Raw genomic sequence first — 21,545 nt, 5'->3', positions numbered from 1 at the left:
GTCAGGAGGAGGGAGGCCGTTCCGTATGAGCCCCTTTATCGGCTCCGCACCCCGTACCGAACAGTGGCGCCATCTGCGTCTGGTCGTCGACGACGGCGTCGCCACCGTGACCCTCGCCCGCCCCGAGAAGCTCAACGCGCTCACCTTCGGCGCCTACGCCGACCTGCGCGATCTCCTCGCCGAACTCTCCCGGGAACGGGCCGTGCGCGCCCTCGTCCTCGGCGGCGAGGGGCGCGGTTTCTGCTCGGGCGGCGACGTGGACGAGATCATCGGCGCGACCCTGTCCATGGACACGGCGCAGCTCCTCGACTTCAACCGGATGACGGGGCAGGTCGTCCGGGCGATCCGCGAATGCCCCTTCCCCGTGATCGCCGCCGTCCACGGCGTCGCGGCCGGAGCCGGGGCGGTCCTCGCCCTCGCCGCCGACTTCCGGATCGCCGACCCCAGCGCACGCTTCGCGTTCCTCTTCACCCGCGTCGGACTCTCCGGCGGCGACATGGGCGCGGCCTATCTGCTGCCCAGGGTCGTCGGCCTCGGCCACGCCACCCGGCTGCTCATGCTCGGCGAACCGGTCCGCGCCGCCGAGGCCGAGCGCATCGGCCTGCTCAGCGAGCTCACCGAGGAGGGCGGCGCGGACGCCCGGGCCGCCGAACTGGCCCGCCGCCTCGCCGACGGACCCGCGCTCGCCCACGCCCAGACCAAGGCCCTGCTCACGGCCGAGCTGGACATGCCGCTGGCCGCCTCCGTCGAGCTGGACGCCGCCACCCAGGCCCTGCTGATGAACGGCGAGGACTACGCCGAGTTCCACGCGGCCTTCACCGCGAAGCGGTCCCCGAAGTGGCGGGGGCGGTGACGATGGGGCGGCCCGCCCGACCGGACCCCCACACCTCGCCGTCACCCGCCCTGCGCGTCGCCGTCATCGGCGGCGGGCCCGGCGGGCTGTACGCCGCCGCGCTCCTCAAGCGGCTCGACCCCGCCCGCGAGATCACCGTCTGGGAGCGGAACGCACCCGAAGACACCTTCGGCTTCGGCGTCGTCCTCTCCGACGAGACCCTCGGCGGCATCGAGCACGCCGACCCCGCCGTCTACCAGGCGCTCCAGGACGCCTTCGTACGGTGGGACGACATCCACATCGCCCACCGAGGACACCTCCTCACCTCCTCCGGCCACGGCTTCGCCGCACTCGGCAGGCGCCGGCTCCTGGAGATCCTGCACGCCCGCTGCGCCGAACTCGGCGTACGGCTCCGCTTCCGCACCGAGGCCCCGCCGGCCGCCGAGCTGGCCGCCACGCACGACCTGGTCGTCGCCGCCGACGGCGTCCACAGCCGGACCCGCGAGGCCCACGCCGACGTCTTCCGCCCCCGGATCACCACCCACCGCTGCCGCTACATCTGGCTCGCCGCCGACTTCGCCTTCGACGCCTTCCGCTTCGAGATCGCCGAGACCGAGCACGGCGTGATGCAGCTGCACGCCTACCCCTTCTCCGCCGACTCCTCCACTGTCATCGTCGAGATGCGCGAAGAGGTCTGGCGGGCCGCCGGATTCGACGAACTCGACGAGGCGGAATCCACCTCCCGCTGCGCCAAGATCTTCGCCGAGGCGCTCGGCGGACGCGCCCTGCGCTCCAACAAGTCCTCCTGGACCGCGTTCCGTACCGTCTCCAACGCGCGCTGGTCCCACGGCCGTACGGTCCTCCTCGGCGACGCCGCCCACACCGCGCACTTCTCCATCGGCTCCGGCACCAAGCTCGCCGTCGAGGACGCCCTCGCCCTCGCCGCCTGCGTCGAGGAGCGGCCCACCCTGGAAGAGGCCCTCGCGGCCTACGAGAGCGAACGCCGGCCGGTCGTCGAGTCCACCCAGCGGGCCGCGGCGGCCAGCCTGCGCTGGTTCGAGGAGCTGGCCGGATATCTGGACCAGCCGCCGCGCCAGTTCGCCTTCAACCTCCTGACCCGCAGCCGCCGCGTCACCCACGACAACCTGCGGCTGCGCGACCCCGCCTTCACCGACTCCGTCGAGCGCGACTTCGGCTGCCCGCCCGGCACCCCGCCGATGTTCACCCCCTTCCGGCTGCGCGGACTGACCCTGCGCAACCGGATCGTGGTCTCGCCCATGGACCTCTACGTCGCCGAGGACGGGATCCCCGGCGACTTCCACCTCGTCCACCTCGGCGCACGGGCGCTCGGCGGCGCCGGACTCGTCATGACCGAGATGGTCTGCGTCAGCCCGGAAGGCAGGATCACCCCCGGCTGCACCGGCCTCTGGACGGACGAACAGGCCGACGCCTGGAGCCGGATCACCGCCTTCGTCCACGAGCGGTCGCCCGGCACCGCGATCGGCGTCCAGCTCGGCCACTCCGGACGCAAGGGCTCCACCCGCCGGATGTGGGAGGGCATCGACCAGCCGCTCCCCGACGGCAACTGGCCGCTCACCGCCGCCTCACCGCTTCCCTACCGCCCCGGCGTCAACCAGATCCCGCACGCCCTGGACCGGGCCGGACTGACCGCCGTACGGAAGGAGTTCGTCGCCGCTGCCCGGCGGGCGGCGCGCGCCGGCTTCGACCTGCTCGAACTGCACTGCGCCCACGGCTATCTGCTCTCCGGCTTCCTCTCGCCGCTGACCAACCTGCGGGACGACGCCTACGGCGGGCCGCTGGAGAACCGGTTGCGCTTCCCCCTCGAAGTCTTCGACGCGGTACGGGAGGTGTGGCCGGACGACCGCCCGACGACCGTCCGCATCTCCGCCACCGACTGGGCGGAGGGCGGGACCACGGCCGAGGACGCCGTCGAGATCGCCCGCGCCTTCGCCGCGCACGGCGCCGACGCGCTCGACGTCTCCACCGGCCAGGTCGTCCCCGACGAACGCCCCGAGTACGGCCGCTCCTACCAGACGCCGTACGCCGACCGGATCCGCAACGCGCTCGCCGTCCCCGTGATCGCGGTCGGCGCGATCTCCTCCTGGGACGACGTCAACTCCCTCCTGCTGGCGGGCCGCGCCGACCTCTGCGCCCTGGCCAGGCCTCACCTCTACGACCCGCACTGGACACTGCACGCGGCCGCCGCCCAGACCTACCAGGGCCCGGCGGCCCCGTGGCCCGACCCGTACCGCGCGGGCAGCCGCCCGCCCCCGACGGGCCGCACGGACGCGCCGAAGCCGCGGCTCACCCTCGGCCGGCCGCCACGAACCGTGCCCCCTCGTCCCGCAACCGCTCGTGCAGCGCCGTGAAGACCTCCGCCGAGCGGGCGCCCGGCCAGTCGGCGGGGAGCAGCTCGGTCGGCAGGACCGGGTCCGCGTAGGGGAGCCGCCGCCAGGAGTCGAGCGCGAACAGATAGGCGCGATAGGCCTCCTCCGCCGTCCCCGGGGAGGCCGACCAGGTCCGCAGGACCGGCTCATGGGCGGCCAGGAACTCCTCGTGGAGCTTGGCGATCGACGGCAGGTCCCACCAGCGGCCCACCGCCTCGGCCGTCGGCGCGTAGCCCAGGTGCTCGCCGCGGAAGAGATCCACGTACGCGGAGAGGCCCAGGCGCTCCAGGGTGTGGCGGGTCTCCTCGTGCAGCCGCGCCGGGGCGATCCACACGCCGGGGGCCGCCGTGCCGAAGCCCAGCCGGGCCAGCCGGGAGCGGAGCAGATGCCGCTTGTGCCGCTCGGCCTCGGGCACGGAGAAGACGGCGAGCACCCAGCCGTCGGAGAGCTTCGGTTCCGCCCGCGCGTAGATCCGGCGGTCGCCGTCCTCCAGGAGCTGGCGCGCGTCGTCGGACAGCGCGTATCCGGCCGCCCCGTCCGCCGTCCGGCGCGGCAGCAGCAGGCCCCGCCGCTTCAGCCGGGACACCGAGGAACGCACCGAGGGCGCGTCCACGCCGAGCACGGCGAGGAGACGGATCAGCGCCGCCACGGGCATCGGTTCCTCGCCGCGCGCGAGGTCCCGGCCGTACGCGCCGTACAGCGAGACGATCAGGGAACGGGGGGTGTGCTGCTCGGCCACGTGATCACTCTATCGGCCACGGGAGAACCGGCACGGGACAGCCGCGGGGCAGCTGTCACGGGACGCCCTCTATGGCGCGCGCCGCCGCCGGCTCCTCGGCGCGCAGCCGGAAGCGCTGGAGCTTGCCCGTGGCCGTCCGTGGCAGCGCGTCCAGGAAGACGATCTTCCGGGGACTCTTGTACGGCACCAGCCGGGCCCGTACGAAGGCCCGCAGCGCCGACGCCGTCTCCTCGTCCCGGGGAACACCGTCCCGTACGACCGTGTACGCGACGACCGTCTGGCCGCGCAGCTCGTCCGGGTGGCCCACCACCGCCACCTCGACCACGTCCGGGTGGGCGAGCAGCGCCTCCTCCACCTGGGGGCCCGCGATGTTGTACCCCGCCGAGATGATCATGTCGTCGGCGCGGGCGACGTAGCGGAACCGGCCGTCGCCGTCGCGGACGTACGTGTCTCCCGTCAGGTTCCAGCCGTCGTGGACGTACTCGCTCTGGCGCGGGTCGGCCAGATAGCGGCAGCCGACCGGGCCGCGCACCGCGAGCAGCCCCTCCTCCCCGTCCGGGACCTCGACGCCCTCGCGGTCCACCACCCGCGCCTGCCAGCCCGGCACGGGCCGGCCGGTGGTGCCCGGCCGGATGTCGTCGTCCGCCGCGGAGATGAAGATGTGGAGCAGCTCGGTCGCCCCGATGCCGTTGATGAGCTTCAGACCGGTCCGTTCGTGCCAGGCCTCCCAGGTCGCCGCCGGCAGGTTCTCGCCCGCCGACACGCACCGCCGCAGGGAGCTGATGTCGTGGCCGCCGTGCCGGTCGAGCTCCTCCAGCATCACCCGGTAGGCGGTCGGCGCCGTGAACAGCACCGACACCCGCTCCCGCGCGATCGCCTCCAACAGCTGGGCCGGGCCCGACTGTTCGAGCAGGAGCGCGGTGGCTCCCGCCCGCAGCGGGAAGACGACGAGCCCGCCGAGGCCGAAGGTGAAGCCGAGCGGCGGCGAGCCGGCGAAGAGGTCGTCCGGCTCCGGCCGCAGGACGTGCGCCGAGAAGGTGTCGGCGACGGCCAGCACATCGCGGTGGAAGTGCATGCACCCCTTGGGCCGGCCCGTCGTCCCGGAGGTGAAGGCGATCAGCGCCACGTCGTCGGCGGCCGTGTCCACCGCCTCGTAGACCTCCGGCCTGCCCATGGCGAGGGAGAGCAGGTCGTCCGGGGCGTCACCGCCGAAGGTGGTGATCCGCAGCCCGGGGACCTCGGCCTTCACCAGGTCGTCGACGGTCCTGACGTCGCACAGCGCGTGGGTGCAGCGGGCCATCTCGCACATGACGGCGAGCTCCTGGGCGCGCTGTTGCGCCAGGACGGTGACGGCGACCCCGCCCGCCTTCATGACGGCGAGCCAGCAGGCGGCCAGCCAGGGTGTCGTGGGGCCGCGCAGCAGCACCCGGTTGCCCGGCCTGACCCCGAGGTCGGAGGTCAGGACGTGCGCGATCCGGTTCACCCGTTCGAGCAGCTGCCCGTACGTCCAGACGTGGCCCGTGCCGTCCCGGAACGCCGGGCGCCGCGCGCCGAAGCGTTCCACCGTGCGGTCGAGCAGTTCCGTCCCGCAGTTGAGCCGGTCCGGATAGGCGAGCTCCGGCAGATCGAAGAGCAGCCGCGGCCACTGGTCCGGCGGCGGCAGATGGTCGCGCGCGAAGGTGTCGTGGTGGGCCGAGGGGGTCAGCTCCATGAGTTCGTCCCCTTGTCGTGGTGGGGTCGCCCATCGAGCGTATCGTGATGGTGACGACAGTCAACGGTGCGCGATAGAAGTGATGCAGGCGAGCGAGACACGACGAGATACGCACGAGACAGGGGTCCGAATGTCCGTATTCTCACTCGATCAAGGCCAGACCGCCCGGTGTGCGGCGCTCCGTGCGCTCGCCGCCGAACGCCTCCGGCCGCTCGCCGAGAAGGGCGAACCCGGCCGGGTCAACCGTCCCCTCGTCGCCGCCCTCGGCGAGTACGGCCTGCTCGCGGGCCTCTTCGAGGCCGGCGCCCTCGACCTCTGCCTGCTGCGCGAATCCCTCGCGTACGCGTGCACGGAGGCCGAGACCGCCCTCGCGCTCCAAGGCCTCGGCGGCCACCCGATCGCCGCCTTCGGAACCCCCGAGCAGCGCGACCGCTGGCTCCCCGAGATCGTCACGGGCCGCGCGGTCGCCGCCTTCGCGCTCAGCGAGCCCGACGCGGGCTCCGACGCCGCCGCCCTCGCCCTCGAAGCGCGACCCGACGGCGCCGGCGGCTGGCTGCTCCACGGCGAGAAACGCTGGATCTCCAACGCGCCCGAGGCCGACTTCGCCACCGTCTTCGCCCGGACCACCCCCGGCGCCGGGGCCCGGGGCGTCACCGCCTTCCTCGTCCCCGCCGACCGGCCGGGGCTCTCCGGCAGCCCCCTCGACATGCTCGCCCCGCACGCACTGGGCTCCCTCGTCTTCGACGGGGTCCCCGTCGGACGCGCGGACGTCCTCGGCGAGGTCGACCGAGGCTTCCGCGTGGCCATGACCACCCTCAACCTCTTCCGCCCCAGCGTCGGCGCCTTCGCCGTCGGCATGGCCCAGGCGGCGCTCGACGCGACCCTCACGCACACCGCCGCCCGACCCGCCTTCGGCGGCGTCCTGCGCGACCTGCAGGCCGTCTCCCACCAGGTCGCCGAGATGGCCACCCGTACCGAAGCGGCCCGCCTGCTCGTCTACGCGGCGGCCGCGGCGTACGACGCGGGCGCGCCCGACGTGCCCAAACGCTCGGCGATGGCGAAACTCCTCGCGACCGAGACGGCGCAGTACGTCGTCGACGCCGCCGTCCAGCTCCACGGGGCCAGGGCGCTTCAACGGGGCCACCTGCTGGAACACCTCTACCGAGAGGTCCGCGCCCCGCGCATCTACGAGGGCGCCACGGAGGTGCAGCGCACCATCATCGCCAAGGAGCTGTACGGGGCGCCCGCCGTGTCCGACGGCGGCGGGTCCGCGAAGCCGTCCGCGGCGGCCGTCGACGTCCGATCCGCCGCCGAGGGCGCCGGCGTCCGATCCGCCGCCGAGCCGTCCAAGGAGCCGTCGAAGGAGCCGTCCGCATGAGCCTGCACCGGCACAACCCCGCCGAACTGTCCCCGCCCACCGGCTTCTCCCACGCCGTGACCGCGACCGGCTCCCGCCTGGTCTTCCTCGCCGGACAGACGAGCCTCGACCGCGACGGCAAGATCGTGGGGGAGACCCTGCCCGAGCAGTTCGAGACCGCCCTCGCCAACCTCCTCGCCGCCCTCCGCCACGCCGGCGGCACCCCCGCCGACCTGGCCCGCGTCACCATCTACGCCACCGATGTCGCCGACTACCGCCACCACGCCCACGAACTGGGCCTGATCTGGCGCCGCTTGGCCGGACGGGACTATCCGGCGATGGCCGTGATCGGCGTCGTACGGCTGTGGGACGACCTGGCCCACGTGGAGCTGGACGGCTTCGCCGTACTGGAGTAGACCCCGGAGCGGGGGCAAACCGTCCCGGGGGCCGGGCCAGTTCGCGTCGCCCGGCTCGGCCGCGCTTGATCGACTGGTCCCTCGCCGGAGCCGGGCTTAGGGTCGGAAAGGTGGACTGACCGGCCCACGGCTCCCTCACCCGCGAGGGCGCGATGCGCCATGAGTACACCGAAGCCGACGGCACCCGGACAGACGGCCGCCCGTAAGAAGGGCGGTGACGGCAAGGGCATCGCCCTGTTCGTGATCGCCTCCTGCCAGCTGATGGTGGTCCTCGACATCACCATCGTGAACATCGCCCTGCCGCACATCCAGAGCTCGCTGGAGTTCTCCACCACCAGCCTCTCCTGGGTGGTCAACGCCTACACACTGACCTTCGGCGGTCTGCTGCTCCTCGGTGGACGCGCGGGCGACATCCTCGGACGGCGCCGCGTCTTCGTCTTCGGCGTGCTGCTGTTCGGGCTCGCCTCGCTGTTCTGCGGAGTCGCCCAGACCGACTGGCAACTCCTCGCGGCCCGGGCGCTCCAGGGCGTCGGCGGCGCGATCGCCTCACCGACCTCGCTCTCCCTGATCACCACGAACTTCGACGAAGGGCCCGAACGCAACCGGGCCTTCGGCGTCTTCGCGGCAGTCTCGGCCGGCGGCGGCGCGATCGGCCTGGTCGCCGGCGGGGTGCTCGTCGAATGGCTCGACTGGCGCTGGATCTTCTTCGTCAACGTGCCGATCGCGCTCCTCATCGCCTTCTTCACCCCTCGGCACATCAAAGAGTCCGCGCGGCACCCCGGACACTTCGACTTCACCGGCGCGCTGACCTCCACCCTCGGCATGGTGGCGCTGGTGTACGGGTTCATCCGCGCCGCCCAGGAGGGCTGGCGCGACCCGTACACGCTCGCCTCGTTCGGCGCCTCGGTCGTGCTCCTGGCCCTGTTCTTCCTGGTGGAGCGGCGCTCCCGGCAGCCGATCACCCCGCTGCACATGTTCGCCGACCGCAATCGCGCGGGCACGTACGCCATCATGCTCTGCCTCGCCGCGGCGATCTTCGGGATGTTCTTCTTCCTGACGCTGTTCGTGCAGACCGTGCTGGATTTCAGCCCGCTGCGGGCCGGCCTGGCGTTCCTGCCGGTCAGCGCGATCATCGCGGTCGGCGCCGGGATCACCTCCCAGTTGCTGCCCAAGTACGGGCCGAAACCCTTCATGGTGGTGGGTTCGGTGCTCGCCGCGGCCGGCCTGTCCTGGCTGACCCTGACCGATGTGCACTCCACCTATCTGGGCTCCATCCTCGGCCCGATCCTGGTTTTCGGTCTCGGCATGGGCCTGATGTTCGTCTCGCTGACCCTGATGGCGCTGTCCAACGTCGAGACCAGGGAGTCCGGCGCGGCCTCCGGCCTGCTCAACGCCACCCAGCAGGTGGGCGGCTCGCTCGGCCTGTCGATCCTGGTGACCGTCTTCGGCACGGCCAGCCGCGGAGAGGCCGACAAGCAGGTGCCCGCCTTCCTCTCCCAGGCGGGACCCGCGGAGAAGGCGCAGTTCGCCCAGACCGGTCAGCTGCCGCCGCCCTGGAGCGACCAGGTGCTGACCTCCGGCGTCTCGGCCGGCTTCGTCACGGCGGCGGCCTTCGCGATCGTCGGCGCGGTGATCGCGCTCTTCGCGATCCAGGTACGCCCCTCCGACATCGAACGCCTCAAGGGAGGTCTCGGCCCACCGGCCGCCGACTGATCCGCAGAACGACGTCCGCCGGCGGTGCCCCTCCCGTGGGCACCGCCGACGGACGTCGCTCTGCCCGCTCCGCCCTACAGGGTGACCGGCTTGCCGCCGAGGGTCACCAGGAGACGGCCGTCCGAGGCGTAGGACCAGTTCAGGGCGCCGGTGTACGAGGAGCACTTGGAGCCGTTCGTACCGGACCAGAACTGGTTCGAGCCGTCGGCGTCGCCGACGATCCTGTCGTTCGTCCCGCTGCCGCTGCGGCAGGAGACGTTGTTCCGGAAGACCGAAGTGCCCGCGTCCCAGGTGAAGTTGCGCTGGGCGTTGTCGATGCTGAGGTTGTTCGACACCGTCATCCGGCCCGGGTTGCTGTTGTAGGTGAACCCGTGCTTGCCGTTGTGGAAGGCGATCGTGCGCCGGACGACATGGTCGACCGCGATGTCCTCGCCGCCGAGCTTGAAGCCGTTGCGGTCGCCGGCGCCGGCCTGCGACCCGTCGCTGAGGGTGCCGTTGTCATAGGCGAGGGAGTCCTCGATGGTCACCGTCCCGATGGGGCCGGTGTCGGTCTTGGTGTAGAGGTCCCAGCCGTCGTCGATGTTGTGGTGGGCGACGGCGTAGCGGAAGACGTTCCCGGCGCCGACGGTGAGCTTCGCGGCGAAGCCGTCGGCGTCCTCACCGTCGGAGTCGGCGTTGTCGTGCGACTCCGCGCTCAGGATGAGGTTGTGCGACGGCCACTGCTCGCGGGGGGTGGTGGAGGCCATCCGCGAGAGCTGAAGCCCGGTGTCGTGGTTGAAGCGCGTCACCGTACGCTCGATGACGTTGTTGCTTCCGCCGACGAAGATGCCGTTGTCGCCGGCGTGCTCGACGACGATCCCCTTGACGTGCCAGTACGAGCCGTTGAGGGCGAGCCCCCGGTTCGCCGGGTCCTCGGCCATGGCCGAGAAGTTCAGCACCGGGGTCTCGCCCGGGTAGGCGGAGAGCGCCGTACGCGCACCGGCGGTGCCGTTCTTGCCGGCCGGGATGGTGACCGTCTGCGCGTGGGCGTAGGTCCCGCCCCGCAGATAGATCGTCCCACCGGCGGTGACCCGGCTGATGGCGGAGGTGAGCGTCGTCGGGTCGGACACCGTTCCGGCCGCGCCGTCGCGCCCGTTCGGCGCCACGTACAGCGCGGCGCCCGAGGGCGGCGGCGTGGTGCCGGCCACCTCGGCGTCGAGGTGGTCGATGTTGGGCAGCCCGGCGGAGGCGGTGGGGCTGATCCGTACGGTGTTGGCGCCCGAATTCACCGGCACGCTCAGCGTCTTGGTCACCCAGGTCGCCCACGTACCGGTGGTCTCGAAGGAGACGGAGCCGGCCGCCGATCCGTTGACGGTGACGCTCGCCGGCCGCGCGGCGGCGCTCCCGTTGGCGAAGCGGACCGTCAGCGTCGCCGTGCCGGAGGCGGCGGCGTTCACCGTGAACTGCGCGTGGGCGCCGACCGCGTTGGTGCCGTTGCAGAAACCGCTGCCGGTGTAGCCGCCCCAGTCGGAGTCGACCGTCCCGGTACAGACCGCGGGCGAGACCTCGGCCTCGTACCGGGTGGAGGCGGCGTGCGCCGTGTTGCCGGACAGCGCGACGAGCGTGCCGGCCACGAGGCCGACGCAGGCGATGACGGGGCTCCGTTGCATCGTTTCACTCCAGGTTGAGGGGGGCGGGAAGCGCGTCAGAAAGCGCTTTCTCGGAACCGTAGAGCTGTCGTCGTGGACGCGTCAATGGACGTGCATCTGATTTCGATTCACGTGGATGAACCGCTGGGATGTGTGCGTACGAGGCCCCCTCACGCTCCATCAGGAGGAGCGAGGGGGCCTCGGCTTCGCCTCAGAACAACGTCAACCCCTCGGCGGCCGCGGCCCCCGGCTCCTCCCACAACGGCAACAGCAGCTCGGACCCCACCGGGACCGTCCGCCCCGACCCCGTACAGGAGACGGGAGGAAGACCACCCCGCCGGTCCTGCCCTCCTGGAGGGTCGTGACGGGCCAGGTGGCGGGTGAGGGGAGACACCGCGGCCTCCCTGCCGCACTGCGGGCAACGCGCTCTCGGATACGCCATCCCACCAGGATGACGCACGCCACCGACAGCCGGCCCCGGTACGGCTTCCCACGCCCGGGAGGCGCCCGTGCGTCGGGCGGGCGTCAGTCGGACAGGTCGGGCTTTCCGAAGAGGACGGCGTAGCTGGAGGGGAGCTGGCTGATGACCTGGTTGAGCTCTCCGCCGGAGACGGCGTCGGCCACGGTGGTCAGGACGGCGCTGGCGTCCCACTGGGCGGTACGGGGCCGGGCGCCGGTGCGCTCGGCGACGCGGCGGTAGAACTCCTCGATCCCGAACTTCTCCGCCTGCCGGTCGCCGTCCCGGGTGAGCGGCTCCTGCAGGGGGCCGGGCAGCTGCGAGGCGAGGTCCTCGGCCTCGCCGGGGGTGATGCGGTGGGCGAGGACCTCCAGGACCGCGGCGGTGACCTTCGCGGCCTCGTCCTGATCGGTGTACTCGCCGCGCTCGCGGACACGGGCGAGAAAGCCGTCGTACTTCATGGCGGTCCCTTCGTCACCCGCTGGGAGTGACAGTCTCGGGTGCTGAAACAAATGAACCGGATCGGGAGAGATTATGGAGATCGCGGAGCCCGGCCAGGGGGACCTCCGGGAAGGCGTGGGCACGTGTCCCGCCGGACCCCTCCTCATCGACGCGGCGCCTGCGGCGCGAGAGGAGGCGGCATGAGCGCGGAACCGGGCCGTGGAGACGGCCTCGTCGTCGCCTGCCCGGCCTGCGGGCGCCGCAACAGGGTGCCCGCCGCCGCGGAAGGGCGTCCTCGGTGCGGACATCGCAAGGCCCCGCTGCCGTGGGGCGTCGGTCGGCGCCCGCGCACGTCCGGTTCCAGCCCACCGCCTCCAGGGACGGCCGAAGCCCACAGCTGCCCTCACCGGCCGGCCGTCATGGAAAACATGCCGCTCACGTGCTGTGCCATTCGGCGAGGAGGACGGTGGCGTCGTCGTTGAGTTCTCCGGCGTGGTGGTCGATGACGGCGTGGACGAGGCGGCGCAGGGTTTCGGGGACGGGGAGGGCGGCTGCCTGCTGGCGGACGATGAAGTCGACGAAGCGGTCGAGGCCGAACTCGCGGCCGTGGCGGTCGCGGGCCTCGGTGATGCCGTCGGTGTAGAGGATCAGCCGGTCGCCCGTCTGCAGCTGCTCCCGGTGGACCTCGGCGGGGAGACCGAGCTCGGTGCCCAGCGGGTGGGTGGGCGGGCGGTCGAGCGCGGTGATCCAGCGTCCCTCGCGGATGAGGATGGGCGGCAGGTGACCGCAGTTGATCCAGGAGAGGACGCCCGTGTCCAGGTCGAGGTCGGCCAGGACGGCGGTGGCGTAGCGGTCATGGGCGAACTGCTCGATCAGCGTGCCCTCGATGCTGTCGCGCGCCTGGTGGAGGCCGAAACCCTGGCGGCGCTGGTTGCGGCAGGTGGCCATCGCCAGATTGGCGGTGAGACCGGCGGCCGTGTCGTGGCCCATGGCGTCGAAGATCGCGAGGTGGGCGACATGGCCCGCCAGCGCGTAGTCGAAGGCGTCGCCGGCGGTGGCGTAGGCCGGTTCCATGGCGGCCGCGATGGTGACCTTGGGGCCGGAGTAGGTACGCGGGGGCATCAGCGTCCACTGCATCTCCGCCGAGACCGACAGGGGCTCCAGACGGGTGAGCCGGGCGTAGGAGTCGCTGTGCGGCCGCTGGGACACCAGCATCAGGCCCACGACGCTGGCGAGGTCCTCCATGGCCTGTTCGGCTTCCGCGTCCGGCTCTCCGTCGAGCGTGAGGCCGAGGACGCCGAGGCGCTCCGTACCGTCCAGGAGCGGGAGCCAGTAGAGGGTGCCCGACCCGCTGGGGGTCGAGCGGACTGTCATCGTCTGGAAGACCCGCCCCGCCAGCGTGCCGTCGACCTTCATTTCCTGCCCGCCGTGACCTGCGTCGATGCCCTCTCCGGTGACCTCACGCAGGGTGTCCTCGCGCAGGTCCACGACGAACGGGCGCGCCTGATGGAAGCCCGCCGGGGAGGCATGCCGCCGCACCAGCGCCGGCAGCTGTTCGAAAGCGGCCGCGTGGCTGGCCCGGAGCAACCCTCCCAGCATGCGCGCGTAATCGTCGGCGGCGGCCATAAGCCTCATCCTGCGACGAAGAGCCGCGCGCCACCACCCACGACCAGGCGCAGGACGTGATGCCGCCCCGCGCCCGAGGGAACCGTCGCGAAGGAGGGCCCCGGCCGCAGCGGCGGGCACGGGGGGCGTTCGTTTTAGTGAACGAACTGTTCATCGACTCGTTCGTTCGTTACAGTGAACGAATGGTTCGTTCAAGCAGGGAAGTCGTCCCGGTCCGGGACCGGGAGTCCGCGCCGGTCGTGGCGGTGGCGCCCGGGGGCGGCAAGCTGCCGGCCGAGGTGGTCATGCCGACGCTGAAGGTGAAGAAGGGCCGTATCCGCTTGTCCTACGGCGCCACCCACCGGAGCCACTGATGGCCGCCTCATCCGGGTCCGGCCGGCAGCCGGTGAGCAGTACCGCGGCCGCGGTCGGCGCGAAGATCCGTCTGCGCCGGCAGCAGCGCGGCATGAGCGCCGCGGAGATGGCCCGGCGCGCCGGGCTGAGCAAGGCGACGCTGTCGCAGCTGGAGGCGGGCAAGGGCAACCCGACGATCGACACCCTGGACGCGATCGCCGTCGCGCTGCGCATCCCGATCGCGGACCTGTTGGCGCGCGACGCCGACACCGGGCCGGTCTACCGGCCGGGCACGCCCGCCGAACCGGGCGAGGTCGCCCGGGAGCTGCTGCGCCGCATCAGCAGCGGCAACAGCTTGGAGATCTGGCGGCTGCGCATCCCGCCCGAGACGGAGCTGACCGGCGTCCCCCACGCCACCGGCACGATCGAGCACCTGCTGATCGCCGCCGGGCACGTGACCGCCGGGCCGGTCGACGCCCCGCAGGACCTGGGCCCCGGCGACATGCTCGCCTTCGCCGGCGACGCCCCGCACTTCTACCGCACCGGCACCGAGGCGGTGGACATCACCGTCGTCTTCGCCTCCCCCATCAGCACCTGAGCCTGAGCCGAGGAACCCCCACCCATGACCACCACCACCGACGTCATCCCCTCCGGTCGGGCCTTCATCAGCGACAACATGGCGGGCGCCTCGCCCGAAATAGCGCAGGCCGTCGCCGCGGCGGCGGCCGGGCACGCCCTGCCGTACGGCAACGACCCCTTCACCGGCAGCGTCCGCCGCACGCTGAGCGAGATCTTCGAACGCGACGTCGACGTCTTTCCCGTCTCCACCGGAACCGCCGCGAACTGCCTGGGCCTGGCCGCCCTGACCCCACCCTGGGGCAGCGTGCTGTGCCACCCGGACAGCCACGTCAACAATGACGAATGCGGCGCCCCGGAGTTCTTCACCAACGGCGCCAAACTCGTCACGGTCCGCGGCGACGACAGCAAGATCGACCCCGGCGCGCTCCTTGAGGCGGTGCGCCGCAAGGCGGGTGACGTGCACAGTGTGCAGCCGACGGTGGTGAGCATCAGTCAGGCCACGGAGAGCGGCAGCGTCTACACCCTCGACGAGATCCGCCGTCTGGCCACCATCGCCAAGGACGCGGGACTCCGCGTCCACATGGACGGCGCGCGCTTCGCCAACGCCGTGGACCACCTCGGCGCCACCCCGGCCGAGATGACCTGGAAGGCCGGCATCGACGTGCTGTCCTTCGGCGCCACCAAGAACGGCGCGATGACCGCCGACGCCATCGTCTCCTTCGACCCGGTACTGGCCACCGAACTCGCCTTCCGTACCAAGCGGGCCGGCCAGCTCTCCTCCAAGATGCGCTTCCACACGGCCCAGCTCGCCGCCTACCTCACCGACGGCCTGTGGCTGCGCAACGCCCGCCAGGCCAACACGATGGCCGCCCGGCTCGGCGACGGTCTCAAGGCCGTCCCCGGCACCGAACTCCTGGGCAGCCCGCAGGCCAACATCGTCTTCTGCCGCCTGCCCCCACAGGCAACCGCAGGCCTCCTCGCGGAGGGCTACACCTTCTACCACGACCGCTGGGCACCGGGCATCGTCCGGTTCGTCACCTCCTTCGCCCACACCCCCGAAGACATCGACCAGCTCCTCGACGCGGTCCGCCACCACACCCACTGAACACCTGACCGGAACCGGCCCGAACTTTCACGTCACGCTGTGACGAGGTCTGGTTCCGTGAGCGACCCGAAGTCGCGGTGCCGCTTCGTCAGATGTCGCGGAAGATCTCGATCTGCGCGCCCACCGAGTTCAGGCGCTCCGCCAGTTCCTCGTAGCCGCGGTTGATGACGTACACGTTCCGCAGGACCGACGTACCCTCGGCCGCCATCATCGCCAGGAGGACGACCACCGCCGGGCGCAGGGCCGGGGGGCACATCATCTCGGCCGCGCGCCAGCGGGTCGGGCCCTCGACCAGGACGCGGTGGGGGTCGAGGAGTTGGAGGCGGCCGCCGAGGCGGTTGAGGTCGGTGAGGTAGATGGCGCGGTTGTCGTAAACCCAGTCGTGGATCAGGGTCTTGCCCTGGGCCGTCGCCGCGATCGCCGCGAAGAACGGCACGTTGTCGATGTTGAGGCCGGGGAACGGCATCGGGTGGATCTTGTCGATCGGCGCCTCCAGCTTGGAGGGGCGGACCGTGAGGTCGACCAGGCGGGTGCGGCCGTTGTCGGCGGCGTACTCCGGGGTGCGGTCGTGGTCCAGGCCCATCTCCTCCAGGACCGCGAGCTCGATCTCCATGAACTCGATCGGGACGCGACGGATCGTCAGCTCGGACTCGGTGACGACGGCGGCGGCCAGCAGGCTCATCGCCTCGACCGGGTCCTCCGAGGGGGAGTAGTCCACGTCCACGTCGATCTGGGGCACACCGTGCACGGTCAGCGTGGTGGTGCCGATGCCCTCGACCCGTACCCCCAGCGCCTCCAGGAAGAAGCAGAGGTCCTGGACCATGTAGTTGGAGGAGGCGTTGCGGATGACCGTCACACCGGCGTGGCGGGCCGCGGCGAGCAGCGCGTTCTCGGTCACGGTGTCGCCGCGCTCGGTCAGCACGATCGGGCGGCCGGGGCTGACCGACCGCTCGACCTGCGCGTGGTAGAGCCCCTCGGTGGCGGTGATGTCGAGACCGAAGCGGCGCAGCGCGATCATGTGCGGCTCGATCGTGCGCGTACCGAGGTCGCAGCCGCCCGCGTACGGAAGCTTGAAACGATCGAGGCGGTGCAGCAGCGGGCCGAGGAACATGATGATGGAGCGCGTGCGGATCGCCGCCTCGGCGTCGATCGAGTCCATGTCCAGCTCGGCGGGCGGCACGATCTCCAGGTCGACGCCCTCGTTGATCCACCGCGTGCGCACCCCGATGGAGTTGAGGACCTCCAGGAGCCGGAAGACCTCCTCGATCCGGGCGACCCGGCGCAGCACGGTGCGGCCCTTGTTGAGGAGGGAGGCGCAGAGCAGCGCGACACAGGCGTTCTTGCTCGTCTTGACGTCGATGGCGCCGGAGAGCCGGCGCCGGCCGACGACCCGCAGATGCATCGGGCCGGCGTAACCCAGTGACACGATCTCGCTGTCGAGCGCTTCGCCGATACGGGCGATCATCTCAAGGCTGATGTTCTGGTTGCCGCGTTCGATCCTGTTGACGGCGCTCTGGCTGGTGGCCAGGGCCTCGGCCAGCTGCGTCTGGGTCCAGCCGCGGTGCTGGCGGGCGTCACGGATGAGCTTGCCGATGCGTACGAGGTAGTCGTCTGCCATGGCGTCACGCTATCTCAGATATGAGATGACGCTCGCGAGGGGGTGGGCCATCAGGGTGACGGAGTGTGGGCAGTGGGGTGATGCGGTTCGTACAGCGGCAGTTCGGTCCCGCTCGGCAGCCGGATCGCGGCGAGCTGCCCCCAGCCCTGGTCGCTGATGGGCCGTGAGATGACGGCCCCGCGGTCCTCCAGGGTGGTCAGCGTGCCGGCGATGTCGTCGCACATCAGATACAGCTCGTGCTTCGGCTCGTCCTCGGTGGGGTGTACGGCGACCTCGGCCGGCGGCAGCGCGAAGATGAGCCAGCCGTGCCCGGCGTCGACGTGGCCGAACCCGAGCACGTCCTTGAGGAACGCGCGGTCGGCGTCCGCGTCGGAGGTGTAGAGGATCACATGCGCGCCGCTGAACATGCCCCGATCCTCGGCCCGCCCCGCGAGGGCGGCAATCGCAGCGCGGCCGTACGGGGTCGTGAGGGGCAGTGCGGGGCCGTAGGGGGCAGTGCGGGGCCGCAAGGGGCCGCGCGGGCACCCGCAAGGCTTTCAGGGCATGCCGAGCATGACCGGGGGGCGGGCATGCACTAGAGTTATCTCGACATCGAGATAACTGCTTACGGCGCACCGCAGCCGCCCACCCGGTAAGGACCGGTAAGGGTTACCTAACTTAGTCGTACCTTAGCGGATCGGCGGGGAGTCGGGCGGCACCACGCGGCGGCAGCCGCATATTGTCGCTGCGCGGTAACCGCGCACATTGATGAAGGAGACTGTCGTGTCGGCGAACAGCTTCGACGCCCGCAGCACGCTGCGCGTGGGCGACGAGTCGTACGAGATCTTCAAGCTGGACAAGGTCGAGGGCTCCGCGCGCCTTCCCTACAGCCTGAAGGTGCTTCTGGAGAACCTCCTCCGCACCGAGGACGGCGCGAACATCACCGCCGACCACATCCGGGCCCTGGGCGGCTGGGACTCCCAGGCCCAGCCGACCCAGGAGATCCAGTTCACGCCGGCCCGCGTGATCATGCAGGACTTCACCGGTGTGCCCTGTGTCGTCGACCTCGCCACCATGCGCGAGGCCGTCAAGGAGCTCGGCGGCGACCCGGCCAAGATCAACCCGCTGGCCCCGGCCGAGCTGGTCATCGACCACTCCGTCATCGCCGACAAGTTCGGCACGGCGGACGCCTTCGGCCAGAACGTCGAGCTGGAGTACGGCCGCAACAAGGAGCGCTACCAGTTCCTGCGCTGGGGCCAGACCGCCTTCGACGAGTTCAAGGTCGTCCCGCCCGGCACCGGCATCGTCCACCAGGTCAACATCGAGCACCTGGCCCGTACCGTCATGGTCCGTAATGGCCAGGCGTACCCCGACACCCTCGTCGGCACCGACTCCCACACCACCATGGTCAACGGCCTCGGTGTGCTCGGCTGGGGCGTCGGCGGCATCGAGGCCGAGGCCGCGATGCTCGGCCAGCCGGTCTCCATGCTCATCCCGCGCGTCGTCGGCTTCAAGCTGACCGGCGAGCTCCCGGCTGGCACCACCGCCACCGACCTGGTCCTCACGATCACCGAGATGCTGCGCAAGCACGGCGTCGTCGGCAAGTTCGTCGAGTTCTACGGTGAGGGCGTCGCCGCCACCTCCCTCGCGAACCGCGCCACCATCGGCAACATGTCGCCGGAGTTCGGCTCCACCGCCGCGATCTTCCCGATCGACGACGAGACCATCAAGTACCTGAAGCTGACGGGCCGCGACGCCCAGCAGCTCGCGCTCGTCGAGGCGTACGCCAAGGAGCAGGGCCTCTGGCTGGACCCGTCCGCCGAGCCCGACTTCTCCGAGAAGCTGGAGCTCGACCTCTCCACGGTCGTCCCCTCCATCGCCGGCCCCAAGCGCCCGCAGGACCGCATCGTCCTCGCGAACGCCGCCGAGCAGTTCGCCCAGGACGTCCGCAACTACGTCGACGACATCGACGAGGCCGGCAAGGAGTCCTTCCCGGCCTCCGACGCCCCGGCGAACACCCCGAACGGCGCCCCGTCGAAGCCGGTCCTCGTGACCGCCCCCGACGGCTCGACGTACGAGATCGACCACGGCGCCGTCACCGTCGCCGCGATCACCTCCTGCACCAACACCTCGAACCCGTACGTCATGGTCGCCGCCGCGCTCGTCGCGAAGAAGGCCGTGGAGAAGGGCCTGACCCGCAAGCCGTGGGTCAAGACCACCCTCGCCCCGGGCTCGAAGGTCGTCACCGACTACTTCGACAAGGCGGGCCTGACCCCGTACCTCGACAAGGTCGGCTTCAACCTCGTCGGCTACGGCTGCACCACCTGCATCGGCAACTCCGGCCCGCTGCCGGAGGAGGTCTCCAAGGCGGTCAACGAGCACGACCTCGCGGTCACCTCGGTCCTCTCCGGCAACCGGAACTTCGAGGGCCGGATCAACCCCGACGTCAAGATGAACTACCTGGCCTCGCCGCCGCTGGTCGTCGCGTACGCCCTCGCCGGCTCCATGAAGGTGGACATCACCAAGGACGCCCTCGGCATCGACACCGACGGCAACCCGGTCTACCTCAAGGACATCTGGCCCTCGGAGGCCGAGGTCAACGACGTCGTCGCCAACGCCATCGGCGAGGACATGTTCAACAAGTCCTACCAGGACGTCTTCGCGGGCGACGCCCAGTGGCAGGCGCTGCCGATCCCGACCGGCAACACCTTCGAGTGGGACCCGCAGTCCACCTACGTCCGTAAGCCCCCGTACTTCGAGGGCATGACGATGGAGACCACCCCGGTCACCGACATCACCGGCGCGCGCGTGCTGGCGAAGCTCGGCGACTCGGTCACCACCGACCACATCTCCCCGGCCGGTGCCATCAAGGCCGACACCCCGGCCGGCAAGTACCTCACCGAGCACGGTGTGGAGCGTCGTGACTTCAACTCCTACGGCTCGCGCCGAGGCAACCACGAGGTCATGATCCGCGGCACGTTCGCCAACATCCGCCTGCGCAACCAGATCGCGCCGGGCACCGAGGGCGGCTTCACCCGCGACTTCACGAAGGACGACGCCCCCGTCTCCTTCATCTACGACGCCTCCCGCAACTACATCGAGCAGGGCATCCCGCTCGTCGTGCTCGCGGGCAAGGAGTACGGCTCCGGCTCGTCCCGCGACTGGGCCGCCAAGGGCACCGCGCTCCTCGGCGTCAAGGCCGTCATCGCCGAGTCGTACGAGCGCATCCACCGCTCGAACCTCATCGGCATGGGCGTCCTGCCGCTCCAGTTCCCGGAGGGCGCCTCGGCGGCCTCCCTCGGCCTGACCGGCGAGGAGACCTTCTCCTTCACCGGCGTGACCGAGCTGAACGAGGGCCGTACGCCGCGCACGGTCAAGGTCACCACCGACACCGGTGTCGAGTTCGACGCGGTCGTCCGCATCGACACCCCCGGCGAGGCGGACTACTACCGCAACGGCGGCATCATGCAGTACGTCCTGCGGAACCTGATCCGCGGCTGACCCACGGGGTCGACGTCACACGAAGCGGGCCCCGCTCCTCTTCCGAGGAGCGGGGCCCGTTCGCGTTTCTCATCTCAGCGCCGCGAAGCGCCGGGAATCAGAACGTCGGCGATCAGAACATCAGGCGGTAGGTGTTCCAGCCGGTGCCGATCTTCGTGCGCGGCTTGAACGCCGGGGAGGCGACGCCCGTGCCCGGGTACAGGTACAGGTTGCCCGAGGAGTCGCGAGCCACCACGTCGGCGACGCCGTCGAAGTCCACGTCACCGGTGGAGAGGAAGGTCGGGAGGCTGTTCCAGCCGGAGCCGGCCTTGACGCGCGGGCCGAGCGGCTTCTGGTAGTTGCCCGTGCCCGGGTACAGCCACAGGTTGCCCGAGTTGTCGCGGGCGAGGACGTCGTCCTTGCCGTCGTTGTTCAGGTCGCCCTTGCCGGTGATCTGGTTGAAGCCCTGCCAGCCGGTGCCGACCTTGTAACGCGGGGCCAGCTTGCCGTTGCTGTACGCGGTGTACAGGTACAGGTTGCCGGCGCCGTCCCGCGCGAGCAGGTCGTACGGGGCCGCGCCACCGAGGTTGCCCGCGGAGACGACCTTGTTGAACACGCCCCAACCACCGCCGAGGTCGGTCTCGGCCTCGTCCCAGGGCGTGTAGTACAGGCGGCCGCCCGTGACATCCCAGGCGCCGTCGGTGTGACCGTCGGCGTCCATGTCGGCCATGGTGATGTGGGCCGTGTACTCCCAGCCGCTGCCGACGAACTCGCGCGGGCCGAAGCCGCCGGTGCCGGTGGGCAGGTAGGCGTACATGAAGCCGTCCTTGTCCACACCGCGCAGCTCGCCGTCGGCGACGGCGGAAGCGCCCTGCGTGGAGAAGGTGCTCGCGGCGGGAGCCGACTGCTTGGTGTCGTCGGCGGACCGCGGCTGGTCGGCCGCCACCGCGGCCGTGGTGGTGGACACCAGAGCGGCGGTTATCGCCGCGACGGTGACACGGGACAGGATGCCCGTGCGGTTCAGGCCAGAAGTCTTGGCCACGTGATCTCCATCTGTGGTCGAAACACGTGGTCCGCCGCACCTGTCGAGGGCGCGACGGACCACTCATGCGCACTGATCTTT

The 21,545-nt window shown here is 71.2% G+C and carries 17 protein-coding genes; 9 read left to right on the top strand and 8 right to left on the bottom strand.

Going from position 1 to position 21,545, the window contains the following annotated elements; genetic code table 11:
• The first annotated feature begins 25 nt into the window (after positions 1–25).
• Both ACF06X_RS10145 and ACF06X_RS10140 read left to right on the top strand, forming a co-directional pair.
• On the top strand, positions 26–853 hold the full coding sequence (locus ACF06X_RS10145; protein ID WP_392286747.1) for an enoyl-CoA hydratase family protein: 828 nt from the start codon (positions 26–28) through the stop codon (positions 851–853).
• A 2-nt stretch (positions 854–855) separates the two neighbouring features.
• A complete protein-coding gene (locus tag ACF06X_RS10140; protein ID WP_392286746.1) occupies positions 856–3,222 on the top strand; it encodes a bifunctional salicylyl-CoA 5-hydroxylase/oxidoreductase in 2,367 nt (788 codons plus the stop codon).
• Here the strand turns inward: ACF06X_RS10140 and ACF06X_RS10135 are convergent.
• Positions 3,158–3,979 carry a PaaX family transcriptional regulator C-terminal domain-containing protein gene (locus ACF06X_RS10135; RefSeq protein WP_392286745.1) on the bottom strand — a complete coding sequence of 274 codons (822 nt, stop codon included), beginning with the start codon at positions 3,977–3,979 and terminating at the stop codon, positions 3,158–3,160. The two genes, ACF06X_RS10140 and ACF06X_RS10135, sit on opposite strands and share 65 nt — an antisense overlap.
• Positions 3,980–4,034: 55 nt before the next feature.
• A complete protein-coding gene (locus tag ACF06X_RS10130) occupies positions 4,035–5,690 on the bottom strand; it encodes an AMP-binding protein (protein ID WP_392286744.1) in 1,656 nt (551 codons plus the stop codon).
• A gap of 130 nt (positions 5,691–5,820) precedes the next feature.
• Here ACF06X_RS10130 and ACF06X_RS10125 point away from each other — a divergent pair, with 130 nt between their 5' ends.
• From ACF06X_RS10125 to ACF06X_RS10115, 3 genes are all read left to right on the top strand, one after another.
• A complete protein-coding gene (locus ACF06X_RS10125) occupies positions 5,821–7,068 on the top strand; it encodes an acyl-CoA dehydrogenase family protein (RefSeq protein ID WP_392286743.1) in 1,248 nt (415 codons plus the stop codon).
• Positions 7,065–7,463: a RidA family protein gene (locus tag ACF06X_RS10120; RefSeq protein ID WP_392286742.1), complete on the top strand. Its 399-nt coding sequence runs from the start codon at positions 7,065–7,067 to the stop codon at positions 7,461–7,463. The genes ACF06X_RS10125 and ACF06X_RS10120 overlap by 4 nt, the downstream gene beginning before the upstream one ends.
• Before the next feature lie 159 nt (positions 7,464–7,622).
• On the top strand, positions 7,623–9,176 hold the full coding sequence (locus tag ACF06X_RS10115) for an MFS transporter (RefSeq protein ID WP_392286741.1): 1,554 nt from the start codon (positions 7,623–7,625) through the stop codon (positions 9,174–9,176).
• A gap of 74 nt (positions 9,177–9,250) precedes the next feature.
• Here ACF06X_RS10115 and ACF06X_RS10110 read toward each other — a convergent pair whose 3' ends face one another.
• The 3 genes from ACF06X_RS10110 to ACF06X_RS10100 form a co-directional block, all read right to left on the bottom strand.
• On the bottom strand, positions 9,251–10,825 hold the full coding sequence (locus ACF06X_RS10110) for a carbohydrate-binding protein (protein WP_392286740.1): 1,575 nt from the start codon (positions 10,823–10,825) through the stop codon (positions 9,251–9,253).
• A gap of 504 nt (positions 10,826–11,329) precedes the next feature.
• Positions 11,330–11,722, bottom strand: coding sequence for a DUF2267 domain-containing protein (locus tag ACF06X_RS10105; protein ID WP_392286739.1), 393 nt, complete (start codon positions 11,720–11,722; stop codon positions 11,330–11,332).
• A 415-nt stretch (positions 11,723–12,137) separates the two neighbouring features.
• Positions 12,138–13,328 carry a PP2C family protein-serine/threonine phosphatase gene (locus ACF06X_RS10100; RefSeq protein ID WP_392286738.1) on the bottom strand — a complete coding sequence of 397 codons (1,191 nt, stop codon included), beginning with the start codon at positions 13,326–13,328 and terminating at the stop codon, positions 12,138–12,140.
• A gap of 182 nt (positions 13,329–13,510) precedes the next feature.
• On the opposite strand from ACF06X_RS10100, the gene ACF06X_RS10095 reads away from it, so the two are divergent.
• From ACF06X_RS10095 to ACF06X_RS10085, 3 genes are read left to right on the top strand one after another with little or no spacing between them, the layout of a single operon-like run.
• Positions 13,511–13,681 carry a hypothetical protein gene (locus ACF06X_RS10095; RefSeq protein ID WP_392286737.1) on the top strand — a complete coding sequence of 57 codons (171 nt, stop codon included), beginning with the start codon at positions 13,511–13,513 and terminating at the stop codon, positions 13,679–13,681.
• Positions 13,681–14,259 carry a helix-turn-helix domain-containing protein gene (locus ACF06X_RS10090; RefSeq protein WP_392286736.1) on the top strand — a complete coding sequence of 193 codons (579 nt, stop codon included), beginning with the start codon at positions 13,681–13,683 and terminating at the stop codon, positions 14,257–14,259. Before ACF06X_RS10095 ends, ACF06X_RS10090 begins: the two co-directional genes overlap by 1 nt.
• A gap of 24 nt (positions 14,260–14,283) precedes the next feature.
• Positions 14,284–15,345: a threonine aldolase family protein gene (locus ACF06X_RS10085; RefSeq protein ID WP_392286735.1), complete on the top strand. Its 1,062-nt coding sequence runs from the start codon at positions 14,284–14,286 to the stop codon at positions 15,343–15,345.
• Between the two features lie 88 nt (positions 15,346–15,433).
• Here the strand turns inward: ACF06X_RS10085 and ACF06X_RS10080 are convergent, their stop codons facing one another.
• The gene (locus ACF06X_RS10080; protein ID WP_392286734.1) at positions 15,434–16,963 is read right to left on the bottom strand and encodes a helix-turn-helix domain-containing protein; all 1,530 of its coding nucleotides are present in this window, start codon (positions 16,961–16,963) and stop codon (positions 15,434–15,436) included.
• Between the two features lie 50 nt (positions 16,964–17,013).
• Positions 17,014–17,370 carry a VOC family protein gene (locus tag ACF06X_RS10075; protein WP_392286733.1) on the bottom strand — a complete coding sequence of 119 codons (357 nt, stop codon included), beginning with the start codon at positions 17,368–17,370 and terminating at the stop codon, positions 17,014–17,016.
• A 355-nt stretch (positions 17,371–17,725) separates the two neighbouring features.
• Here ACF06X_RS10075 and acnA point away from each other — a divergent pair, with 355 nt between their 5' ends.
• Positions 17,726–20,443, top strand: a complete 2,718-nt coding sequence (acnA, locus tag ACF06X_RS10070; protein ID WP_392286732.1) for an aconitate hydratase AcnA — start codon at positions 17,726–17,728, stop codon at positions 20,441–20,443.
• Positions 20,444–20,555: 112 nt separating this feature from the next.
• On the opposite strand, the gene ACF06X_RS10065 is transcribed toward acnA, so the two are convergent.
• Positions 20,556–21,464, bottom strand: a complete 909-nt coding sequence (locus ACF06X_RS10065) for an FG-GAP repeat domain-containing protein (RefSeq protein ID WP_392286731.1) — start codon at positions 21,462–21,464, stop codon at positions 20,556–20,558.
• Positions 21,465–21,545 lie beyond the last annotated feature (81 nt).

This window comes from Streptomyces sp. NPDC015346 (assembly GCF_043078785.1).
Lineage (GTDB): Bacteria > Actinomycetota > Actinomycetes > Streptomycetales > Streptomycetaceae > Streptomyces.
This window is presented reverse-complemented; position numbering and strand designations above follow the sequence as displayed.

Bases quoted from the DNA above. Each gene is read 5' to 3' on its own strand.
- ACF06X_RS10145 (WP_392286747.1), top strand. From the start codon at position 26: ATGAGCCCCTTTATCGGCTCCGCACCCCGTACCGAACAGTGGCGCCAT.
- ACF06X_RS10140 (WP_392286746.1), top strand. From the start codon at position 856: ATGGGGCGGCCCGCCCGACCGGACCCCCACACCTCGCCGTCACCCGCC.
- ACF06X_RS10130 (WP_392286744.1), bottom strand. From the start codon at position 5,690: ATGGAGCTGACCCCCTCGGCCCACCACGACACCTTCGCGCGCGACCAT.
- ACF06X_RS10125 (WP_392286743.1), top strand. From the start codon at position 5,821: ATGTCCGTATTCTCACTCGATCAAGGCCAGACCGCCCGGTGTGCGGCG.
- ACF06X_RS10120 (WP_392286742.1), top strand. From the start codon at position 7,065: ATGAGCCTGCACCGGCACAACCCCGCCGAACTGTCCCCGCCCACCGGC.
- ACF06X_RS10115 (WP_392286741.1), top strand. From the start codon at position 7,623: ATGAGTACACCGAAGCCGACGGCACCCGGACAGACGGCCGCCCGTAAG.
- ACF06X_RS10110 (WP_392286740.1), bottom strand. From the start codon at position 10,825: ATGCAACGGAGCCCCGTCATCGCCTGCGTCGGCCTCGTGGCCGGCACG.
- ACF06X_RS10105 (WP_392286739.1), bottom strand. From the start codon at position 11,722: ATGAAGTACGACGGCTTTCTCGCCCGTGTCCGCGAGCGCGGCGAGTAC.
- ACF06X_RS10100 (WP_392286738.1), bottom strand. From the start codon at position 13,328: ATGGCCGCCGCCGACGATTACGCGCGCATGCTGGGAGGGTTGCTCCGG.
- ACF06X_RS10095 (WP_392286737.1), top strand. From the start codon at position 13,511: ATGGTTCGTTCAAGCAGGGAAGTCGTCCCGGTCCGGGACCGGGAGTCC.
- ACF06X_RS10090 (WP_392286736.1), top strand. From the start codon at position 13,681: ATGGCCGCCTCATCCGGGTCCGGCCGGCAGCCGGTGAGCAGTACCGCG.
- ACF06X_RS10085 (WP_392286735.1), top strand. From the start codon at position 14,284: ATGACCACCACCACCGACGTCATCCCCTCCGGTCGGGCCTTCATCAGC.
- ACF06X_RS10080 (WP_392286734.1), bottom strand. From the start codon at position 16,963: ATGGCAGACGACTACCTCGTACGCATCGGCAAGCTCATCCGTGACGCC.
- ACF06X_RS10075 (WP_392286733.1), bottom strand. From the start codon at position 17,370: ATGTTCAGCGGCGCGCATGTGATCCTCTACACCTCCGACGCGGACGCC.